Source organism: Bradyrhizobium sp. HKCCYLRH1034, from assembly GCF_051168375.1.
Classification (GTDB): Bacteria; Pseudomonadota; Alphaproteobacteria; order Rhizobiales; family Xanthobacteraceae; genus Bradyrhizobium.
In genome coordinates this window covers 119,550-140,815 of sequence record NZ_JBNPUW010000012.1, presented here as the reverse complement: position 1 = coordinate 140,815, position 21,266 = coordinate 119,550, and the positions used below count along the sequence as shown (strand labels likewise).

At 64.7% G+C, this 21,266-nt stretch carries 18 protein-coding genes and 1 tRNA gene; 5 read left to right on the top strand and 14 right to left on the bottom strand.

Annotation, left to right across the window (positions count from 1 at the left end; genetic code table 11):
* Window positions 1-254: 254 nt before the first annotated feature.
* From acpS to rpoZ, 4 genes are all read right to left on the bottom strand, one after another.
* A complete protein-coding gene (gene acpS / locus ACQR0W_RS25810; RefSeq protein WP_315711397.1) occupies window positions 255-674 on the bottom strand; it encodes a holo-ACP synthase in 420 nt (139 codons plus the stop codon).
* Window positions 671-1,453 carry a pyridoxine 5'-phosphate synthase gene (locus ACQR0W_RS25805; RefSeq protein ID WP_315827226.1) on the bottom strand — a complete coding sequence of 261 codons (783 nt, stop codon included), beginning with the start codon at window positions 1,451-1,453 and terminating at the stop codon, window positions 671-673. The genes acpS and ACQR0W_RS25805 overlap by 4 nt, the downstream gene beginning before the upstream one ends.
* 81 nt (window positions 1,454-1,534) lie before the next feature.
* Window positions 1,535-3,835: a RelA/SpoT family protein gene (locus tag ACQR0W_RS25800; protein ID WP_315711393.1), complete on the bottom strand. Its 2,301-nt coding sequence runs from the start codon at window positions 3,833-3,835 to the stop codon at window positions 1,535-1,537.
* Window positions 3,836-4,004: 169 nt separating this feature from the next.
* Window positions 4,005-4,397, bottom strand: coding sequence for a DNA-directed RNA polymerase subunit omega (gene rpoZ / locus ACQR0W_RS25795; protein WP_006612728.1), 393 nt, complete (start codon window positions 4,395-4,397; stop codon window positions 4,005-4,007).
* 347 nt (window positions 4,398-4,744) lie between these two features.
* Here rpoZ and ACQR0W_RS25790 point away from each other — a divergent pair, with 347 nt between their 5' ends.
* Both ACQR0W_RS25790 and ACQR0W_RS25785 read left to right on the top strand, forming a co-directional pair.
* Complete coding sequence (locus tag ACQR0W_RS25790) at window positions 4,745-5,398, top strand: NYN domain-containing protein (protein ID WP_315711390.1); 654 nt, start codon at window positions 4,745-4,747, stop codon at window positions 5,396-5,398.
* Entirely contained in the window at window positions 5,379-6,062 is a 684-nt protein-coding gene (locus ACQR0W_RS25785; protein WP_315711389.1) for a uracil-DNA glycosylase, read from the top strand. Before ACQR0W_RS25790 ends, ACQR0W_RS25785 begins: the two co-directional genes overlap by 20 nt.
* Before the next feature lie 18 nt (window positions 6,063-6,080).
* Here the strand turns inward: ACQR0W_RS25785 and ACQR0W_RS25780 are convergent, their stop codons facing one another.
* From ACQR0W_RS25780 to dapA, 4 genes are read right to left on the bottom strand one after another with little or no spacing between them, the layout of a single operon-like run.
* Window positions 6,081-6,665 (bottom strand): peroxiredoxin, encoded by a 585-nt coding sequence (locus ACQR0W_RS25780; protein WP_316171400.1) that lies wholly within the window; start codon window positions 6,663-6,665, stop codon window positions 6,081-6,083.
* Between the two features lie 56 nt (window positions 6,666-6,721).
* A complete protein-coding gene (gene smpB / locus ACQR0W_RS25775; protein WP_315711387.1) occupies window positions 6,722-7,195 on the bottom strand; it encodes an SsrA-binding protein SmpB in 474 nt (157 codons plus the stop codon).
* Window positions 7,195-7,611: a large conductance mechanosensitive channel protein MscL gene (mscL, locus tag ACQR0W_RS25770; protein WP_315711385.1), complete on the bottom strand. Its 417-nt coding sequence runs from the start codon at window positions 7,609-7,611 to the stop codon at window positions 7,195-7,197. The genes smpB and mscL overlap by 1 nt, the downstream gene beginning before the upstream one ends.
* 27 nt (window positions 7,612-7,638) lie before the next feature.
* Complete coding sequence (dapA, locus tag ACQR0W_RS25765) at window positions 7,639-8,529, bottom strand: 4-hydroxy-tetrahydrodipicolinate synthase (protein ID WP_315752947.1); 891 nt, start codon at window positions 8,527-8,529, stop codon at window positions 7,639-7,641.
* Window positions 8,530-8,839: 310 nt separating this feature from the next.
* Here dapA and ACQR0W_RS25760 point away from each other — a divergent pair, with 310 nt between their 5' ends.
* Window positions 8,840-11,191: a lytic transglycosylase domain-containing protein gene (locus ACQR0W_RS25760; protein ID WP_434840840.1), complete on the top strand. Its 2,352-nt coding sequence runs from the start codon at window positions 8,840-8,842 to the stop codon at window positions 11,189-11,191.
* 87 nt (window positions 11,192-11,278) lie between these two features.
* On the opposite strand, the gene ACQR0W_RS25755 is transcribed toward ACQR0W_RS25760, so the two are convergent.
* The gene (locus ACQR0W_RS25755; protein WP_315827232.1) at window positions 11,279-12,808 is read right to left on the bottom strand and encodes a porin; all 1,530 of its coding nucleotides are present in this window, start codon (window positions 12,806-12,808) and stop codon (window positions 11,279-11,281) included.
* A 674-nt stretch (window positions 12,809-13,482) separates the two neighbouring features.
* The gene (locus ACQR0W_RS25750) at window positions 13,483-15,012 is read right to left on the bottom strand and encodes a porin (protein ID WP_315752949.1); all 1,530 of its coding nucleotides are present in this window, start codon (window positions 15,010-15,012) and stop codon (window positions 13,483-13,485) included.
* Between the two features lie 400 nt (window positions 15,013-15,412).
* Here ACQR0W_RS25750 and ACQR0W_RS25745 point away from each other — a divergent pair, with 400 nt between their 5' ends.
* Window positions 15,413-15,934: a MarR family winged helix-turn-helix transcriptional regulator gene (locus tag ACQR0W_RS25745; RefSeq protein ID WP_316165147.1), complete on the top strand. Its 522-nt coding sequence runs from the start codon at window positions 15,413-15,415 to the stop codon at window positions 15,932-15,934.
* Between the two features lie 65 nt (window positions 15,935-15,999).
* Here the strand turns inward: ACQR0W_RS25745 and ACQR0W_RS25740 are convergent, their stop codons facing one another.
* Window positions 16,000-17,094 carry an alpha/beta hydrolase family protein gene (locus ACQR0W_RS25740; RefSeq protein WP_315827233.1) on the bottom strand — a complete coding sequence of 365 codons (1,095 nt, stop codon included), beginning with the start codon at window positions 17,092-17,094 and terminating at the stop codon, window positions 16,000-16,002.
* A gap of 568 nt (window positions 17,095-17,662) precedes the next feature.
* Entirely contained in the window at window positions 17,663-19,192 is a 1,530-nt protein-coding gene (locus ACQR0W_RS25735; protein WP_434840841.1) for a porin, read from the bottom strand.
* Window positions 19,193-19,936: 744 nt separating this feature from the next.
* Here ACQR0W_RS25735 and ACQR0W_RS25730 point away from each other — a divergent pair.
* A tRNA-Ser gene (locus tag ACQR0W_RS25730) sits at window positions 19,937-20,030 on the top strand.
* A 121-nt stretch (window positions 20,031-20,151) separates the two neighbouring features.
* Here ACQR0W_RS25730 and ACQR0W_RS25725 read toward each other — a convergent pair.
* Together ACQR0W_RS25725 and ACQR0W_RS25720 are read right to left on the bottom strand one after the other, a co-directional pair.
* Window positions 20,152-20,505, bottom strand: coding sequence for a hypothetical protein (locus ACQR0W_RS25725; RefSeq protein ID WP_434840842.1), 354 nt, complete (start codon window positions 20,503-20,505; stop codon window positions 20,152-20,154).
* Window positions 20,506-20,700: 195 nt separating this feature from the next.
* Window positions 20,701-20,967: a hypothetical protein gene (locus ACQR0W_RS25720; protein WP_315711373.1), complete on the bottom strand. Its 267-nt coding sequence runs from the start codon at window positions 20,965-20,967 to the stop codon at window positions 20,701-20,703.
* Between the last annotated feature and the right edge of the window lie 299 nt (window positions 20,968-21,266).

Here is a 21,266-nt window from a genome sequence, read left to right as displayed (position 1 = left end):
ACGATTCGCCAGCCGTTGCCGAACACCCCTCCGTCCGCGAACACCATACCGTTCCGCGGCTTAAGGGAGTCTGTCCTGATTCTGGTGGTTAAGGCCAACTCCGGTTTGACCCAGAATCCGCCCGTGATGCAGCCGGTTCGATCCCGGCGGGTTTTAGACGACTGCGCGGGGCCGCGCAATCAATCGCCGTATCAAAACTACATAACTCGCTGGAATCGATCGCATTTTTGTTTTTCCTGCGGGGCGGCCGCCCTTCAGGATGTCTCGCGGCGCACCGCCGAAATTATGACGAAGGCTTGCGCCAGCGGCCAGTCGTCGGTGATCGACAGGTCGATGCGCGGCTCGTGGCCCTCGGGGGTCAGCGCCTTCAGCCGTTCGGCCGCGCCACCCGTGAGCTGCATGGTCGGCCGGCCGCCGGGCAGATTGACGACGCCCATGTCGCGCCACCACACCCCGTGACGGATGCCGGTGCCGAGCGCCTTGGCGCAGGCCTCCTTGGCGGCGAACCGCTTGGCGTAGGTGGCGACCACCATCTTCTCGTTCTTGGCCCGCCGCTCGGCCTTGGCGCGCTCGGCCGCGGTGAAGATCCGGTTCAGGAAGCGCTCGCCGTGCCTGTCCATCACCTCGGCCACGCGGCGGATGTCGATCAGGTCGGAGCCGATGCCGATGATCATGCCGATGTCCCCAGCCGCGCCCGGCCACGATCCATGGCCGCGCGCATGGTCCGGACGGTCTCGGCGAGGCCCACGAACAGCGCCTCCCCCATCATGAAGTAGCCGATGTTGAGCTCGACGATCTCCGGCAACGCCGCGATCCGCTCGGCGGTGACATAGTCGAGCCCGTGGCCGGCATGGACCTCGAGCCCGGCCGCATAGGCCTGCCGGGCGCCGGTCACGATCCGCTCCCACTCCACCTCCGCCTTGTCGTGGTGGCCGTCGGTGATGGCATCGCACCAGCCGCCGGTGTGGATCTCGATCACGGGCGCGCGCAGTCGCGCCGCCATCTCGATCTGCGCCGGGTCGGCGGCGATGAACAGCGACACCCGGATGCCGGCATCGCTCAGCCGGGCGATCGCCGGCGCCAGCGCCTTGTGCTGGCCGACCACGTCGAGGCCGCCCTCGGTGGTCAGCTCCTCGCGCCGCTCCGGCACCAGGCAGCAGGCATGCGGGCGCGTCGCCAGCGCGATCCGCACCATCTCCTCGGTGGCCGCCATCTCGAAGTTCAGCGGCTTGGAGATCTCGGCCTTCAGCCGCGCCATGTCGTCGTCGCGGATGTGCCGGCGGTCCTCGCGCAGATGCGCCGTGATGCCGTCGGCCCCGGCCTCGATCGCGAGCAGCGCGGCGCGCACCGGATCGGGGCTGCGGCCGCCGCGGGCATTTCGCAAGGTGGCGATGTGGTCGACGTTGACGCCGAGGCGCAGCTTCGGAGGATGTGACTTTGACGGATCGGACATGGGCCGGCTCGCAGGACTTTCGAATAGACTACGGCTTGTTTAGCGCATCCCGAAGCAGAACGCCGCAGCCATCCCCGCAGATTAGCCATTCACCCGGTCGACCCGCGCCACGATGGTCTTGGCGCGCAACTGGTTGATGATCGCCGAGAGATGCTTGAGGTCGTAGACCTCGAGATCGATCGTGAGCTCGGTGAAATCAGGCGAGCGGCGGCTCATGCTGATGTTGTCGATGTTGCCGTCATGCTCGGCGATCACGGTGGCGACCTGGGCGAGGCTGCCGGGCTCGTTGACGTTCTCGACGCGAATGCGCGCCGGAAAGCGCTGCGGCGAGGTCTCATCGACATCCCAGCGCACGTCGAGCCAGCGCTCCGGCTCCTCCTCGAAATCCTTCAGCGCCGGCGACTGGATCGGATAGATCGTGATCCCCTCGCCCGGCGTCACGATGCCGACGATGCGGTCGCCCGGCACGGCGCCACCGTTCGGCGCGAACTTCACCGGCAGGCCGGAATTGAGCCCGCTGATCGGGATGGCGAACGGGCCGCGGTGGGGCTCGGCCGCGGGCGCGGCAGCCTTGGCCGCCGGCGCGGCGGCCGTCTTCTTGGCGCCATAGCGCACGACGCGCTCTTCCTTGTAGTCCGGATACATCGCGCGCGCGACGTCGGAGGCCTTGATCTCGCCGCGGCCGACCGCCGCCATCACGTCCTCGATCGAGGCGCGCGCCAGACGCGGCAGCGCGCCCTTGAGCTTGTCGTCGGCATATTCGAGCTTGGTCCGTTCGAACAGACGTTCGACGATGCGCCGGCCCAGCCCGGCATATTGATCGCGCACGGCGGTTCGGGTGGCGCGCCGGATGGCGGCGCGTGCCTTGCCGGTGATGGCGAGCGTTTCCCAGGCCGAGGGCGGCGCCGACTGCGCATCCGAGGTCAGCACTTCCACCTCGTCGCCGTTCTGCAGCTCCGACGACAGCGCCGCGAACTTGCCGTTGATCTTGCAGCCGACGGCGCTGTTGCCGACGTCGGTATGCACCGCATAGGCGAAGTCGATCACGTTTGCGTGGCGTGGCAGCGCGATCAGCTTGCCCTTCGGCGTGAAGCAGAACACCTGATCGTGAAACAGCTCGAGCTTGGTGTGCTCGAGGAACTCCTCGGGGTTGGCGCTCTCCGAAAGGATGCCGATGGTGTGGCGGAGCCACGCGAAGGCGTTCGATTCGCGCTTCAGCCGTTCCGTCGGCGAGGCGAGGTCGTCCTTGTAGAAGGCGTGGGCGGCGATGCCGAGCTCGGCGATCTGATCCATCTCCTCGGTGCGGATCTGCAGCTCGACGCGCTGCTTGCCCGGGCCGATCACGGTCGTGTGGATCGAGCGATAGTCGTTCTGCTTCGGCGTCGAGATGTAGTCCTTGAAGCGGCCGGGCACGACAGGCCAGGTCGTATGCACGATACCGAGCGCACGATAGCAGGATTCCAGATCCGGCATGATGACGCGAAAGCCGAAGATGTCGGACAGCTGCTCGAAGCCGATGGATTTGCGTTCCATCTTGGTCCAGATCGAGAATGGCCGCTTGCGGCGGCCGAACACCCGCGCGGTGAGGCCGTGCTCGCGAAACTTGCGGGCCAGCTGGCTCTCGATTTCGCCGATCAGGTTGCGGTTGCGCTCCGCCAGCGCATCGAGCCGCTGCATCACCACGCTGTAGGCCTGCGGGTCGAGCGTCCGGAACGAGAGATCCTCGAGTTCCTCGCGCATCTCCTGCATGCCCATCCGGCCCGCCAGCGGCGCGTAGATGTCGAGCGTCTCCTCGGCAATCCGCCGCCGCGATGCCTCCGGCACGAACTCCAGCGTGCGCATGTTATGCAAGCGATCCGCGAGCTTGACCAGCAGCACACGCACGTCGTCGGCGATCGCCAGCAGGAGCTTGCGCAGATTCTCGGCCTGCTTGGCCTCGCGCGAGACCAGCTCGAGCCGCTTCAGCTTGGTCAAGCCTTCGACGAGCGCACCGATCTCGGGGCCGAAGAAGCGGTCGATCTCGGCACGGGTCGCCTCGGTGTCCTCGATCGTGTCGTGCAGCAGCGCCGCGACGATGGTGGCGTCGTCCAGCTTCAGGTCGGTCAAAATGGCCGCGACCTCGAGCGGATGCGTGAAATACGGGTCGCCCGACGCGCGGGTCTGCGACCCATGCGCCTTCATGGCGTACACGTAGGCGCGGTTGAGCAGGTCCTCGTTCGTATCCGGATTGTAGGAGCGGACCCGTTCCACGAGATCGTACTGCCGCATCATGCGGGAGCGCGGCTTCGGCGGCCGCGGCCGCTCAGCCGGCGGCGGAGGCGCCAACGCGGCCGATTCGGCCGCCGCCTGCATCTGCTGAGGAGTGTGGCCCGAAACCACCATGGAAAATGACTAAACCTTTATCTTCGTGACCAAATCTGCCGGATGGCAGGCGCTTGGCGCAGCCCTATGGTAATCACGGAATCACGTTCAAATGCAAAGGCCCGGACGTGGTCCGGGCCTTCACATTCTCACAAGTTAGCTGGAGCTCGCGCTGACGGTGACGAGACCGTCACTCGTCCTCTTCCGGCTGCTCTTCCGGCGGAGCGAGGCCCTCGAGGCCCTTCAGCAGCTCTTCCTCGGTCATGCGCTCGACGGCCACCTCGGTGTCGTCGGCATCGACGCTGGCACCGGCCGAGCCGATCAGCGGCACCGTGTCCGGCTCCGGCTCGTCGACCTCGACGAACTTCTGCAGCGAATGCACCAGTTCTTCCTTCAGATCCTCGGGAGAAATGGTCGAATCCGCAATTTCCCGGAGTGCGACGACGGGATTCTTGTCGTTATCTCTATCAATTGTAAGTTGCGATCCTGATGAGATCATGCGCGCGCGATGCGCGGCCAGGAGAACCAGGTCGAACCGGTTGTCGACTTTATCGATACAATCTTCCACAGTGACGCGCGCCATTGTCGCTCCGGTCCTTTGTGTGCTTAATATGCTGATTATGCTGGGCTAGTTATAGAGGCTGGCCGGCTTTCGCAAGGCAAAACTGGCGTCAGGGTTCGGTAAGGGGCAAGGAGTACCGAATTCGGCAACCTTGACTGGCGCTCCGTCCAGACCCGCGGAATTCGGGCCTTGGACAAGAAAACGCTTCATTACGTCGTCACAAGTGCGCCTTTGTTGCCCCGACCACTCCTGTTTGCGGTAACCTCACACCAGATGGACCGCCGACGCCTTGGCAGTATCTTGAAATGGAATGCGCGACCGACTGGAGTCGCGCCAAAAATAGAATCTAACTGAACGCGAGACACTGAATGTCATCTTCGACCAACAAGATTGCGCTCTTCATTGACGGCGCCAACCTATACGCCACGGCCAAGACGCTCGGCTTCGACATTGACTACAAGCGCCTGCTCAAGGAATTTCAGAGCCGCGGCACGCTGCTCCGCGCGTTCTATTACACCGCGATCATCGAGGATCAGGAGTACTCGTCGATTCGGCCCTTGATCGACTGGCTCGACTACAACGGCTATACGGTCGTCACCAAGGCGACGAAGGAATTCATCGACGCCAGCGGCCGGCGCAAGGTCAAGGGCAACATGGACATCGAGCTCGCCGTCGATGCCATGGAACTCGCCGAGCATATCGACCAGATGGTGCTGTTCTCGGGCGACGGCGACTTCCGTTCGCTGGTCGAAGCGATGCAGCGCCGCGGCGTTCGCGTCACCGTGATCTCGACCATCTCCAGCCAGCCGCCGATGATCGCCGACGAGTTGCGCCGCCAGGCCGACGTCTTCACCGACCTCATGGAGTTGCAGTCCAAGCTCGGCCGCGACCCGTCGGAGCGCCCCGCCCCGCGCGAGCCGCGCCACCATTCCCCGCAATTCCTGCAGCGCTCGACCACGGCGCCCGCCCGCGCCACGACCACCACCACCACCACGCCCAACGATGACGATTTCGAGGACTAGGCGGACGGGCACTCAGCCTGCGCCGCCTGCCCCGTCTTCGACCAATCCCGATCGAGACTGTCCGCTGTGCCCTCGCCTCGTTGAGTTCCGCGAGGCGCAGCGCGCGCGTGAGCCGTCATGGTTCAACGCCCCGGTGCCGTCGTTCGGCGATCCCGACGCGCGCCTCCTGATCGTCGGCCTCGCGCCAGGGCTGCAGGGTGCGAATCGCACCGGGCGCCCGTTCACCGGCGACTATGCCGGGGAGCTGCTCTACGGGACGCTGCTGCACTACGGATTTGCAAAAGGCCGCTTCGAAGCCCGCCCCGACGACGGGCTGACGCTGGTGGACTGCCGAATCAGCAACGCGGTGCGCTGCGTGCCGCCGCAGAACAAGCCGCTGCCGGCCGAGATCAACCAATGCCGGAGCTTCCTCGGCGCCACCATCGCCGCGATGCCTCGGCTGCGCAGCATCGTCGCGCTCGGCCGCATCTCCCACGACACGCTGCTGAAGCTGCTGGGCTTGCGCGCGGTCGCGGCGCCGTTCGCCCATGGCGCCGTGCACCAGGCCGGCGGGATCCGGCTGTACGACAGCTATCACTGCTCACGCTACAATACGAACACCGGCGTGCTCACGACCGAGATGTTCCACGCCGTGTTCGCGCGCGTGAAGGCGGATCTGGATTAGTTCGGCCCGCCCTTATCCTCACGCGGCAGATGCGCGGTTGTCCTTCAGCCACGCCAGCACGTCGCCCGCGTTCCTGTCCGGTGGAAACACCGGATAGAACACGTGGGTGATGCGGGCGTCGTCCACGATCATGGCAAGCCGCTTGATCATGGTCAGCCCGGCGATCTCCATCGTCGGCAACCGCAGGGCATTGGTCAGCTCGAGCTTTTCGTCCGACAGCACCGGAAACGGCAGGTGCAGGCGCGAGGCCATCTCGGTCTGATAGGCATTGCTCTGCGTCGACAGGCCGAACACATGCGCGGCGCCGGCCGATTTCAACTCGCCGAACAGGTCGCGGAAGCTGCAGGTCTGCGGCGTGCAGCCGCGCGCACCCGGGATCATGTCCCAGTCCTCGACGAGCGACACCTTGCCGGGTTCGCCGGTCCGCGGATAGGCGAACACGACGGTCCGTCCTGGCAGATCGGACAACGTGACCAGCGTGTCGTCGGTCGCACGCAGTCCGATCGCGGGAATGATCATCCCGACCAGATGATCAGCTGCGCCGTCGTCGGTCGGAGCCGGAATCCGGCTCCAGTCGACGTCCAAGAGGTTCTTCTGATTCATCGGATGCTTTCCCAAGGCTCAGGCGTGCCGCCGAGGAGCGCGCGGCAAAGGTCTCGTTAGCCGCGCGCCCGCAGCAGCCGGCCCTTCTCGCGGCCCCAATCGCGCTTCTTCTCGCTCTCGCGCTTGTCGTGCAGCTTCTTGCCCTTGGCGACGGCGAGCAGCAGCTTGGCGCGGCCCCGCTCGTTGAAATAGAGCTTCAGCGGGATCAGCGTCATGCCTTCGCGCTCGACCGCGCCCATCAGCTTGTTGATCTGCTTGCGATGCAGCAGCAGCTTGCGCGGCCGCTTCGGCTCGTGATTGAAGCGATTGGCCTGCAGATACTCGGGAATGTTGGCGTTGATCAGCCAGATCTCGCCGTTGCGCGAATCCGCATAGGATTCCGCGATCGTCGACTTGCCGCCGCGGACCGACTTCACCTCGGTGCCGGTCAGCGCGATGCCGGCCTCGATGGTGTCCTCGATCGCGTAGTTGAACCGCGCCTTGCGATTCTCGGCGGCGACCGTGATCTTGGGTTCGTTCTTTTCAGCCATCAGGACTTTTTCAGGAGATCACGGATCTCGGTCAACAGCTCGACCTCGGCCGAGGGCTTCGCCGGCGCCGCGGGGGCTGCCGCTTCGTTCCGCTTCAACCTGTTTATCACACGGATGATCATGAACAGCACGAAAGCGATGATGAAGAAGTTCAGGGTCAAGGTCAGGAACTGTCCATAGGCCAGCACGGCACCCTGCTTCTTCGCGTCCGCCAGGTTGCTCGCATTGACCGTCTTGGACAGCGGGATGAAGTAGTTCGAGAAATCGAGGCCGCCCGTGATGGCGCCGATGATCGGCATGATGACATCGGCGACGAGCGAGGTGACGATGGCGCCGAAGGCCGCGCCGATGATGACGCCGACGGCGAGGTCGACGACGTTGCCCTTCATCGCGAATTCACGGAATTCCTTCAACATGCTCGCGTCCCCCTCAGATACGTCGGCTCAGTTGATCAGTCCGGCATGAACCATCGCCTCGCGCACCGCGACCCGGGTCGGCTCCGACACCGGCACCATCGGCAGCCGCAGCTTCTCCTCGATCTTGCCGAGCAGCGACAGCGCGTATTTCACCGGGGCCGGGTTGGACTCGATGAACAGATTGGTGTGCAGCGGCATCAGCTTGTCGTGGATCTTCAGCGCCGTTGCGACATCGCCCTTCTGCCAGGCCTGGTGGAATTCCGAGCACAGCCGCGGCGCGACGTTCGACGTCACCGAGATGCAGCCATGGCCGCCATGCGCCATGTAGCCGATGATCGTCGCATCCTCGCCCGAGAGCTGGTTGAACTCCTCGCCCATCGCGGCGCGCTGCTGCGACACCCGCACCATGCTCGCGGTGGCATCCTTCACGCCGGCGATGTTCTTCAGCTCGAACAGGCGCTTCATGGTGTCGACGGACATGTCGATCACCGAGCGCGGCGGAATATTGTAGATGATGATCGGAATGCCGATCGCGTCGTTGATCGCCTTGAAGTGCTGATACAGGCCTTCCTGCGTCGGCTTGTTGTAATAGGGCGTCACCACCAGCACTGCGTCCGCCCCCGCCTTCTCGGCGTGCTGGGCGAGCTCGACCGCCTCCTTGGTCGAATTGGAGCCGGCGCCGGCGACGACGGGCACGCGTCCCCGGGCCTCGGCGATGCACCACTCGACCACCCGCTTGTGCTCGTCATGACTGAGCGTCGGGCTCTCGCCCGTCGTGCCGACCGGCACGAGGCCGTTGGTGCCCTCGTCGATCTGCCAGTTCACAAGGCTGCGAAAAGCGGCCTCGTCCACGGACCCGTTCTTGAAAGGAGTGACCAAGGCGGTGAAAGAACCCCGGAAATTCGTCTTGGCTGCCATGAAACTCCCTCCCAAACGCCGTTTGGCCCCTGTGCGAGCCACTTCATACCGGGTCTGCCGACGGGGCGGAAGGCCCGCCCGCGGCTGGGCTGCCTTCTCAACAGGCACACGAATCGCGCGAATCGCTTTGCCGAGGCCCGCGATCACCCTTCGCTGAAGCCCCACGGCCCGCACGCCGCCCTTCGGTCGTGATTTCGCCGCGGTGTTGGCGCAGGTTGCAGTCCTTCCCGGTATATTTAGGATTTGTTCACCTTTTCGATAGACCCATGTTGGTCAGGGGATCGAAGTCATCCGCCGCAAAAGGAACGCCGTGCCCTTTTCTGCCCGCGCCACTGCATTGCGATCGACCGCCCTGTCGGTGTCACTCTCGGTGTCCTTGGCCGCCGGCCTGACACTCGGATGGGCTCTCGCCGGACATAGCGCTCTCGCCAAGGACCAGGCTGCTGGGTCCAAGGTTTCGGGATCCAAGGCTCCCGCGACCAAGGTTCCGGTGCCGAAGGCGCGTCCGATCGCGCGCAGCGCGGTTCCGAAGACGAACACCCACGAGGCCGCCGGGACCAAGAGCGAGGTCGACGCGCGGGCCGAGGCGAAGGCCGAGGTCAAGAGCAGCCCCAAAGGCGCCGGCGAGACGCCGCGCGCGGCCCCGAGGGACATCACCCCCAGCGCGGCGGCTGCAAGCCTGCCGGCCCGCCAGCATGCCGCCCTGCCCGCCTCCCGCAAGCTCGTGGTGCCGGCTGCGATCGCCGTGACGTCCTCGACCTCGCAGTCCGACAAGGACGCGCTCGAAAACGTGATCGAGCTCGTCCGCAAGCGCAAGCCCAGCGATGCCACCGAGGTCGTGCAGGCGATCTCGGATCCCGTGGCGCGCAAGCTCGCGGAGTGGGTGATCCTGCGCAGCGACAACAACAATGCCAGCGTGGAGCGCTACCGCGCGTTCATCGCCGCCAACCCGTCCTGGCCGTCACAGACCTTCCTGCGGCGCCGGCTCGAGGCCGCGTTGTGGGACGACAAGCGCGACGATGCCGTGGTGTGGTCCTGGTTCGAGAACGAATCGCCGCTGTCGGCCAAGGGCAAGTTCGCGCTGGCCCGGGTGATGCTCAATCGCGGCGACCGCGCCAATGCCGAGCGCCTGGTGCGCGATGCTTGGCGCAACGACGCGATGTCCGAGGAGACCGAGAACAACATCCTGGACCAGTATGGTGCCCTGCTGTCCGGCGGCGATCACAAGGCGCGGATGGACACGCTGCTGTATGGCAGCGAGCACGAGGCCGCCATGCGCGCTGCCCGGCGGCTTGGCTCGGGCCACGTGGCGCTGGCAAAAGCGCGAATCGCGGCCTACCGCAAAGCCTCCAACAGCCAGAGCCTGCTCGAAGCCGTGCCGCGCGAACTCCACGGCGATGCAGGCTACATCTTCAGCCGCATCCAACTGCTGCGGCGCGATGAAAAATTCGCCGAGGCGGCGCAGCTGATGCTGAACGCGCCCAAGGATCCCGGCCGCCTGCACAATCTGGACGAATGGTGGATCGAGCGCCGGCTGCTGGCGCGCAAGATGATCGACACCGGCGAATATCGCAACGCCTACCTGATCGCGCGCGACGCGGCGCTGCCGAACCGCGACATCTACAAGACCGAGCAGGAATTCACCGCGGGCTGGATCGCGCTGCGTTTCCTCAACGATCCGGCCACCGCGGCCCAGCACTTTGCACGGATTGGCGTCGGCAGCGTCAATCCGACCACCCTGGCGCGGGCCGGCTATTGGCAGGGCCGCGCGGCAGAAGCGATGGGGCGCATGCAGGAGGCGCGCGCGGCCTATACGTCGGCCGCCGAGCAGTCCACGAGCTACTACGGACAGTTGGCGCGCGCGAAGCTCGGCCTGCCGCAGCTCGGCCTCAATGCCGCGCCGAGCGGCCGCGGACGCGGCGTCGAACGGCTCGAGGTGGTGCGCGCGGTGCAACTGCTCTACGAGCTCGACGAGGGCGAGGTCGCGATCCCGATCTTTGCCGACATGGGCGACAACGGCGACCCCGACGTGCTGGTCGGAATCGCGGAAATCGCCGCGCGAAACAGCGATGCGCGAGCGATGCTGCTGGTTGGCAAGGCCGCGCTCAATCGCGGACTGCCGTTCGATCATTACGCCTATCCGGTCACGGGCATCCCCGCGTTCCGGGCGCTCGGGCCGGAGGTCGAGCAGAGCGTGATCTTCTCGATCGCGCGCCAGGAGAGCGCCTTCAACCAGGCCGTGGTCTCGCCGGCTCAGGCCTACGGGCTCATGCAGGTCACGCCGGATGCGGGTCGCTACGTCTGCAAGCGCGCCGGCGTCAGCTTCGATCTGAACCGGATGAAGACCGACCCGGTCTACAACGCGCAGCTCGGCGCGGCTGAGCTTGGCGGCCTGCTCGAGGACTATCGCGGCTCGTACATCATGACGTTCGCGGCCTACAATGCCGGCCGCGGCAGCGTACGGAAATGGGTCGAGCGGTATGGCGACCCACGCGATCCGAAGGTGGACGCGGTGGATTGGGTCGAGCTGATTCCGTTCGCGGAGACCCGCAACTACGTGCAGCGGGTGATGGAGAACCTGCAGGTCTATCGCGCCCGCTTCGGCGGCGGCTCGCGGCTGCAGATCGAGGCCGATCTGCGCCGCGGCGCTGTGGTGGAGTAGCGAGTAGCGAGTAGCGAGTAGCGAAGCCTGGGCTCCGCTCCGTCGTCAACTGCTGTTCGTTACTCCCTATTCGCCATTCGCCCGCACTTACCAGTTGCGCTGGGCACGCACCAGCAGCGAGACCGAGTCCTGGTCCTTCAACTGGTAGGTCGTGGCCGGCTTGGCGACCGCCGCGACCGCCGGTGCGTTCGCCACGCCGGTGAACTTCTGGTCCAGCCGGGTCCAAGCGACGTCCGCAGAGAAGGTCAGATTCTTGACCGGCGTCCAGCGCGTGATCACACCCACCGTCGAGATGTTGAAGTCGGGGTTGCAATTCGCAGGCGTGATTCCGAGAGCGACCATGCCCGCACCGTTGCAGATCAGTCCCTTCGCGGTGTTGTTGTATCTGACGCCGCTCCAGGAGCCGTAGACCGCCGTGTTCCAGAACGGATCCCAGTTGTGGGTAAAGGCACCCCGGAAGCCGTAGGTGGTGGTCAGCTGCTGCTGGGTATTCGCCCCAAACACCGAATCCGACACGCCGGCGAAGCCCAGGCTCTGGAAAGCGCCGGCCATGTTGCTGCCGCCGTACATCGCGTAGTTGATCGGCGCGAGGCTCTGGAAGTTGTAGCGGCTGGCACCGTTGGTGTAGACGCCCTGCAGATTGATGGTGTCGCCGGCGCCGGTCGGGATGTTCTTGATCGACAGGGCGAGCTGACCGGCATAGCCCCATTTGTCGGCGGGATGCCCGGTCGTCTCGCTGGCACCGAAGAAGGCGGCGTGATTGTCGTGTGCCGCGAAGGACGCCTGGAACAGGCCCCAGGCCTGATCGACGCGCACCATGCCGACGATGTCGGGCGCGACGTTGCCGCCGAAATTCGACGTGCCATAGCTGCCGGTGAGCACGCCGGCGGCCGTCTGTCCCGCCGTATTCCAGATCTGCGACTGCGAATACTGCGTCGCATCCTGGGCCGAGATCGCGGCCGTGATGCCCGAACCGAAGTCCGCGGTGTAGGTGAACTGGTTGACGCCGGTGATGGTGCCGCCGCCTCCGGTCAGACCGTCGAAATTGTTGCCGGGGTAGTTGGCCCAGGGCGCGTCGAACTGCGACACGGCCTTACCCATGGTGAAGCCGGCGAACTGGATGAAGGCATAGAAGACGCCGATCCCGCCTTGTGCGATGTTGCCGTCAGCCTGCGCTCCAGGCGCGCCCGCCGTCGAATAGGCAGTTGCGCCCGTGGCGGAGCCGGTCCCGGCATAGCTGCCCCCGGTCCACTGGAAGACACCGTCGAAGAAGGTGCGCACGACGCCATATTCGGTCGCGGTGCGGGTGTCGATGTTGAGGTCGGCGCGCGAACGCGTCGTGTAGTAGTTGCTGAGACGATTTCGCCCGCCGGCGACGCCGTTCACGGCATTCTGGAAGATCGTATTCGTGCCGAAGCCGGCCTCGACCCGCAGATAGCCGCCGAGCTTGATGCAGGTGTCGGTGCCCGGAATGTAGAAAAATCCGGCGCCGTACATCGAGCAGACCCTGACATACTCAACCGCTTTGGCCTTGATCGGAAGGTCGGCGGCCTGAGCCCCACCCATGGCGAGCAACGCCGCCCCTGAGCCCAAAACAAGGCTCCTCACAGTCTTCATACTAACCTCCAAATTGCTCAGTTCAGACCGGCCCGGCTCGACATCGAACGACCGCCCCAACGGTCAGCCCGTCTCCAGCTGCACCACAGTGCCCGCGCATAGCGTTGCAGTGGGAACGATCGCGAGGCAGAGTTGGTGCTTTATCGGACCATTCTCGTGACCGGCCGGATCACGCATGTGGCACGGCCGCGGCACGGCACGCGGTCGCCGGATCTCCAAGAGTAATGTGTCGGGGAAGACTTTCGCCGCCGAATGCGTGTCGCGGTCGTGGCGGGAATGCAGCAGGACGGACGTCGAGAACCGCGGCGAGCGCGAGGCTCAAACTCTCTGGCCCCGTCATCCCGGCGATCGTGGCACGGGCCCTCGCCCGCCCGAGATCACGCAGGCCAAGCTTGGCTCAAACGCGCGGTCGAACCGAGCGAACCCGCTGACCGCCTCTCACGGATGTTTGAGCCGCATGGCCACGAGGCGGTCGCGAAATTCCATCCAGATCGTATTGCGTCGCGTGGCCGCGCGGTGTGGTTCTCGGGCGGGTCTGCAGCATGTTTGTCAGCGACAAAGCGGCACGGTGAGGAATGCGGGTCTCGGTGCTGGAGCACGCGCTGGCGAGGCAAAGAAAAACCCCCGGCAGTTGCCTGCCGGGGGTTGGTCAAACCGTCGTGAGACGGTCTGGATCAGAAGTTGCGCTGAGCGCGGAGCAGCAGGACAGCCGACTGCTGATCCTTCAGCTCATACACCGCAGCCGGCTTGGCGACAGCGGCGGCAGCCGGGGCCGTGACCGAACCCGAGTGCTTCTGGTCGAGCCACGAGTAGGCGAAGTCGGCCGAGAAGGTCAGGTTCTTGACCGGGGTCCAGCGCGTGATCAGGCCGATGGTGGCCAGATCGAAGTCCGGATTACAGGTCGAACCCGCGTTGAAGGTCGCAACCACGCCGGGGCTGGTGCAGATCAGGCCCTTGGCCGTGCCGTTGTAGCGGACGGCAGCCCAAGACCCGTAGATCGCAGTGTTCCAGGCCGGGTTCCAGTTGTGGGTGTACGCACCGCGCACACCGTAGGTCGTGGTCAGCTGCTGCTCGCCACCCGTGGTGAACACCGAGTCGCCCACGCCGGCAATGCCGAGGCTCTGGTAGGCACCAGCCAGACCCGTGCTGCCGTACATCGCGTAGCTGTTCGGCATCAGGCTCTGGATGTTGTAGCGGCTCGCACCGTTGGTGTAGACGCCCTGCACGTTGATCGTGTCGCCAGGTCCGGTCGGGATGTTCTTGATCGACAGGGCCAGCTGAGCCGCCCAGCCCCACTTGTCGGCCGGGTGGCCGGAGGTCTCGGACGCGCCGTAGTAAGCGACATGGTTGTCATGCGCCGCGAACGACGCCTGGAACAGACCCCAGGCCTGGTCGACACGGACCATACCGACGAAGTCCGGAGAGACGTTGCCGCCGTAGTTGCTGGTGCCGTAAGCACCGCCGATCACGCCAGCCGCCGTCGAACCCGCCACGTTCCAGAGGTTGTTCTGGTAGTAGGCGGTCGCATCCTGAGCCGAAACGGTGGCCGTGATGCCGGAGCCGAAGTCAGCGGTGTAGCTGAACTGATTGACGCCAGTGACCGTGCCGCCGCCGCCGGCGAGACCGTCGAAGTTGTTGCCCGGATAGTTCACCCAGGGCGTGTCGAACTGCGACACGGCCTTACCCATGGTGAAGCCGGCGAACTGGATGAAGGCATAGTACACGCCGACCGAACCCTGCGCGATATTGCCGTCAGCCTGTGCGCCCGGCGCACCAGCCGTCGAGTAAGCGGTCGCACCGGTGGCCGAACCCGTGCCGGCATAGCCGCCGGAGGTCCAGCTGAAGGTCAGGTCAGCGAAGGTACGGACCACGCCGTACTCGGTCGCCGTGCGCGTGTCGATGTTGATGTCCTGACGAGCGCGGGCCGTGTAGTAGTTGCTCAGGCGGTTATGCGCACCACCCTGGCCGCTGAACGTGCCGTTGAAGTCGCTGTTCGTGGCGATCGCCGTTTCAGCGCGGAGATAGCCGCCCAGCTTGATGCAGGTGTCGGTGCCGGGGATGTAGTAGAAGCCCGCACCATACAGGGAGCAAACCTTCACATACTCGACCGCTTTGGCCTTGATCGGAAGGTCGGCCGCCTGAGCCGCGGACATGGCGAGCAGAACTGCCGCCGAGCCGAGGACAAGGCTCTTAACCGTCTTCATTTAAACCTCCAAGTTGCTCTTTTGAGAAAGAACCGGACCAAGATCCCCCAGGACGATCCGCTTCCTCTGCTCCCGAAAAACCGCTTCAGCCGCTTCGCGCCATCGGACACACCCGCATCACGCGAGGGACTTAAGCGAACCACCTGTCACGGGACGATCGAGTAACCCCCCACCGTCATCAGGAACTATGCCTTCGCTCATTCAGTAAGCAAAATAGTTTATGCAGTCAGGTAATTGAATGAAGCCGAAATGTGTCTTGGGGGCAACACAATGGCAGCTTGTTGTGCAGCGCACGGGGGACGGCCGATGTCCTCCTAGATAAGTGATTTTGTTGCGGATTTTTTTTCTTTAGGGTCGAGCTTCGTACCGGAACTCCTGAGCAATGGCGCCCTTGAAGAACATGTCTGCCGCACCTGTGGAAGCGGACGCGCAACCGAAGACTGTCGAACATCTGCCGAAGAATCGCGACGCCATTCTTCGCTTCGCCCGGGAGATCTCCACGATCAACGTCCATCTGGAGGAGCTGAGGTACTTCTGGGCCAAGAGAATCGGCATCAGTGGCCCGCAATGGATGATCCTGATGGCGATCTCCGAGCTGGATCAAGGCGAGGGAGTCGCCGTGAATGCGGCAGCCAAGCGGCTGCACGTCGACCCTTCGTTCGTCACGACGCAGTCGAAGCTGCTCGAGAAGAAGGGCTTCATGGAACGCAAGCCCGCCCCCAACGATGCGCGCGTGGTCCGGATGTCGCTCACCACCAAGACCTCGGAGCAGTTCGCCGAGCTGGAAGCTCAGCAGGCGCAGATCTTTAGCTTCATCTTCGAGGAATTCGACGCTCGCGAGCTGGCGACCTTCACGGACAAGCTGGCTGGCCTCAAGGACCGTTTCGAGAAGGCCAGCGCGCGACTCACGATGGGACTCTGAGGCCCCCGAGGCGGTCACGGCCCGACCGCCTCCTACGGGGGAGCTGAAGCAGACATGCGGTCGCGTCAGCCTGGAGGCCGCTGAGACCCCGCCAGACGCTTGGCGATCCAGTCGAAGACGAAGGCATCGGCCTCGAGCCAATCGGCGCCCGCGCTGGAGACGATCTTCAGAGTGATGTCCGGGTGCTCGCGCTTGATCTGCGCGATCAGCCGGGTCGCGATGTCGGCCCGCAGCCAGCCACGCTCCGGCACCGTCACCAGCAGCGGACACATGATCTGCCGCGCCGCCAGCCCATCGCTGGCGATCGACAGCCTGCCCCGCTCGCCCGCACCGGGTCGGCGTGACAGGAAGACGCGCTCGTGAATATCCCACAAGCCGGCGTCGCAGACCGCCGCAGCATAACGCGGATCGAGTGCGATGCCGCGCGCGACGAAGGACGAGCTCCAGTCATCCGCCAGGATGGCGATCCGGCCTTCGTCCACGTCGTCACGGGACGTCGCGTAGTCCATCACGCTTGCGATGGCTGATTCGAGATCGCGACGGCCGACGATCTCCTCGAAGCGGCAGTCCGGTCCGCTGCCCAGCAGATCGACCACCAGCAGCGCCAGGCCGCGCTGCTCCGCATGGGCTGCAAGCTTGAACAGGGAGGTTTCCTTGCGACGGCCGGGCTCACCGATGCAGATGACGGTGGGCGCCCTGCCTGCCTCGCAACGCGCCGGCAGGAAATAGGCTTCGAGCGGATAGTCGGCGCGCCAGTGAATTGTGACGACCTCTCCTTGCGGATCGGCACCGCGCAGGAATTCGCGCGCACATTCGCGCATGCGGGACAGCACGACGGCCTGGCGGGAGCGTGAGCTGCTGAACGGACAGGCCGCAGCCTCATAACAATCGATCGCGCGCGACCATTTGCGAAACGCCAGCTCGGGACGGCCGCTGCTCACGGCGTCGGCGGCGGCAGCCTTCATCGCATCCGCGCATTGCATCCACTCGCGGTACCACGACTCGTCGTCGCTGGCCTCGATCCGCTGCGCAACCGCCAGACATTCCGCAAGCTCGGCCCGGCCCTCGGGCCGCGCTTCCAGCAGCCGCGTGATGGCGCCCGCCAGATCGTCTTGGTCGGACCACGGACGCAGCACTCCCACAGAGCCTTCCGAACTCATCTTTGGACTCATTCCTCGCTGGCGTGACGGTGTGGCCCCGTCATCTGGCGGTCATGGTGACCATCCGGCATTTCCCGGTCAAGCCGATGCGCAACGATTTTGGAGAGACGATCGATGTTTGCGCTGACGGCACGGCCTGCGGAGATCACGCCGAGGCTCTGCAATCGAGACGCAACGTCAGATGCTGGGCGGCGAGGAGATCCCGACATGAAGAAGCCTCCGGCGGGGCATCGCCAGAGGCTTCCTGGGGTCTAACATCGTATGATCGTCGTCTTGCGTAGGTGGTGAATGATTACTCAGGCATGACAAAATTAGCTTATCAACTCATCTGTTTTCAACACCATTTTTAAAAAAATACCAGCATGCAGCCAAACTACTGAAACGAATGCGATTTTCGAGCCACAGGCAATCGGATCCCTTGCTCAATTGCCTCGATCCGCCGATTTGGCATCGATCGCTGCTTGAGCGAACCAGACCCGGTGCCGCGCCGGAATGAGCGCCCGCACACAAGCAAAAACCCCCGGCAGTTTCCTGCCGGGGGCTCTTGAACCCGATCAGACGATCAGGATCAGAAGTTGCGCTGAGCGCGGAGCAGCAAGGACACCGAGTTCTGGTCCTTGAGCTGATAGACCGCAGCCGGCTTGGAGGTCGTGGTCGTGGCCGGAGAAACGATGTTGCCCGAGTACTTCTGGTCCAGGTTGGTCCAGGCCACGTCGGCCGAGAAGGTCAGGTTCTTGACCGGGGTCCAACGGGTGATCAAGCCGAGCGAGGAGATGTTGAAGTCGGGGTTGCAGGTGAAGCCTGCGCCCGCGATCGCACCCATCGCCGCGCTGCCGCAGATCAGGCCCTTGGCAGTGTTGTTGTAGCTCACGGCAGCCCACGAACCGTAGATCGCCGAGTTCCAGGTCGGGCTCCAGTTGTGGGTGTAGGCGCCACGGAAGCCGTAGGTCGTGGTCAGCTGCTGCTCACCGCCGGTCACGAAGACCGAATCGCTGACGCCAGCGAAGCCGAGCGTGCCGTAGACACCAGCCGTGCTGCTGCCGCCGTACATCGCGTAGGTGGTCGGCACCAGGCTCTGAGCGTTGTAGCGGCTCGCACCGTTGGTGTAGACGCCCTGGATGTTGATGGTGTCGCCGGGGCCGGTCGGGATGTTCTTGATCGACAAGGCCAGCTGAGCAGCCCAGCCCCACTTGTCAGCCGGGTGACCGGTGAGCTCGGTGGCGCCGTAGTAGCCGGTGTGGTTGTCATGCGCCGCGAACGACGCCTGGAAAAGACCCCAAGCCTGGTCGACACGAACCATGCCGACGATGTCCGGAGAAACGTTGCCACCGAAGTTGTTGGTGCCATACGAGCCGCCGATGATGCCGGCCGCGGTGATGCCCGACACGTTCCACATGTTGGTGGTGTAGTACTGGGTCGCGTCCTGCGCCGAGATCGCCGCAGTGATGCCCGAGCCGAAGTCGGCGGTGTAGGTGAACTGGTTGACACCGGTCACGGTGCCGCCGCCGCCCCACAGGCCGTCGAAGTTGTTGCCCGGGTAGTTGGTCCAGGGCGCGTCGAACTGCGACACGGCCTTACCCATCGTGAAGCCAGCGAACTGGATGAAGGCGTAGTACACGCCGATGCCGCCCTGGGCGATGTTGCCGTCGGCCTGAGCGCCAGGAGCGCCAGCCGTCGAGTAGGCGGTCGCGCCGGTCGCGGAGCCCGAGCCAGCGTAGGTGCCGCTGGTCCAGGTGAACGTCAGGTCAGCAAAGGTGCGGACCACGCCGTACTCGGTCGCGGTGCGCGTGTCGATGTTGAGGTCCTGACGAGCGCGGCTGTAGTAGTAGTTGCTGTGACGGTTCATGCCGCCGGCAACGCCGTTGACGGCGTTGTTGTACTGGCCGTTGCTGGCGAACGACGTTTCAGCACGCAGGTAGCCGCCCAGCTTGATGCAGGTGTCGGTGCCGGGGATGTAGTAGAAGCCAGCGCCGTAAAGCGAGCAGACCTTCACATATTCGACCGCCTTGGCCTTGATCGGAAGGTCAGCTGCCTGAGCCCCAGACATGGCGACGAGAGCGGCCGCCGAGCCCAGGACAAGGCTCTTGATCGTGTTCATAATGTTAAACCTCCAAGTTGCTCAGTCAGGGAAGGTTCCGCCTCCGCTGGGTGAGAGACACCCTTGGGGTTGGACCCGTTATCCCTCTTCGACCCGTCGCTCAGCCGCTTCGCGCTATCGGACACACCCGCATGAACGCGAGGGACTTGAGCGAACGACCTAAACGGGACGACGTTGGGATGCCCCCCTTCGTCGTGCGAGCAGAATTACCGAAGGCCTTTGCACACGCAACAAAGGAACCATCATTGCGGCGCTCAAGCGGCGCCTTTTCGGACCGGTGTTGCACAAAAGGCACGGAACCGTGGTTCTGCGGGAACACCTAAGTGGCTGTTTATGTTGTCGTTTTGTGACAACGCAATTTGGGGTGCTTAAGGCCGCGAGCACTCGCCCGCCAGGAACCCGCCCCAAGTCAGGCGTCTGGGCCACGAATCCAGCCCACGCGCTGAACGAGAATCGGGCTGGAGGACGATGCCGTCTGCGCCCCCTGCCACCGGCCGCCTTTGCAGACGACCCTCTATATTAGGGGGCCTCCGTGTCAGGGACCATCGAGAGGGCCGGCGCCGCCCGTCGACTTCCACGCCGTGCCGCCGCCGATCAACGGCAGGCTCCGCTCGCATCGATGGCCGAAGGTGAAGAGCACCGTCCGCACCGGTCCAGCGAAGCCGCGGCCCTGTGAGGATTTCGAAACCGCATGCAATCTGCCGCTTGCGGCTCAGCGCGGCGTCGGGCATACCGACGCTCGCCGGAGACGTGGCCGAGTGGCTGAAGGCGGCGGTTTGCTAAACCGTTATAGGGTTGTAAAGCCCTATCGAGGGTTCGAATCCCTCCGTCTCCGCCAGCCGTCCCTGCGCGGCCAACAGCCCCCCCTGATCATCTCAACGCCGAGCCGTTCACGCACCTGCCGGATCGCAACGGACCGTGACCGTCGTGATCACGGTTGCCGCTCAATCACGCGCGGTTCAATCGAACAAGCCACGGCTGATGTTGATCACGAAGGCGGCGGGCACGCCGATGATGGTGCCGACGAACCCATAGCCGAGCACAGCCCACCATGACGCTGCGCCTCCCGCTCCCATCACGGCACCATAGATGGCGCCGAGACCCGCACAGAGGGCGGTCACCACGACGAGGCGGCGGTCATTATGGGCCTCGACCCGCAGACGCTTCAACTCGCGACGGCTCTGCACCGCAGGCCCGGCCGGCTCGGTCGATCCACAATGCGGGCACGCCACTGCGCTGAAGGAGACACCGCTGCCGCAGTCATGGCAGTCGATCAGCTCTTGCCGCCGCGCCTGTCGCCGTGCCTGGCCCATGCCGTCAATCCCGCTTGTCTGCCTCACACCGAACGACAGATAGGAGATTTATCGGCGCGCGACGAGGCCCGCTTCCGACGAGAATGAGCGATCGGGCGCGGGTCACCCCAGCACCCCGGTTCGCGGCCGGCAACTCTGGCGCGTGCGGCATGCTCGCGCCGAAAGCGAGATCCGCCAAGCCGCGGCTTAGCTCGCTCAGTGCGCGGTCATCCAGGCGCGCGCCTCGCGCTGCGCGGTCGCGATCTCGGCATCCGACATCTGCTCGGCGACCTCGCGGCGCATTGCCACGGCGTCGACGCGCCCCCTGAGGGCGGCGAGATTGAACCATTTGTGCGCGGCGATCAGATCGACCATACCGTCGCGACCGCTCGCATAGAGCATGCCGAGCTCGAACAGCACATCGCCGCTGGCGCCCTGCTCCGCGGTGGTCACGTCATCAAAATTGAGTTGTCCTTGAAACATCGTCGCTCTCCTTCGCTCGAGGAGGCGGCCGGTCAACCCGAGCACGCCCCCGTCCAACTGTTCAACGCCTGGTTATCCCCATGCCGTCTCGCGGCTTATGCGCGAAGGATGACCGATCAAGTTTGAAAGGCAGTTTAAACATCGTGCTGAACGAGCCCTGAACGCGGAGCCCCGCATTTTCCCGGGCCGGCTTCAATGCATTGATTCGAAATGGATTCTTCAACTCGGCAAAGAGCGGTTTACCGTTCTGTTTGGCAAACTCATAACCATCCGCGAAAGCGCCTCACCGCGCTGGCGCG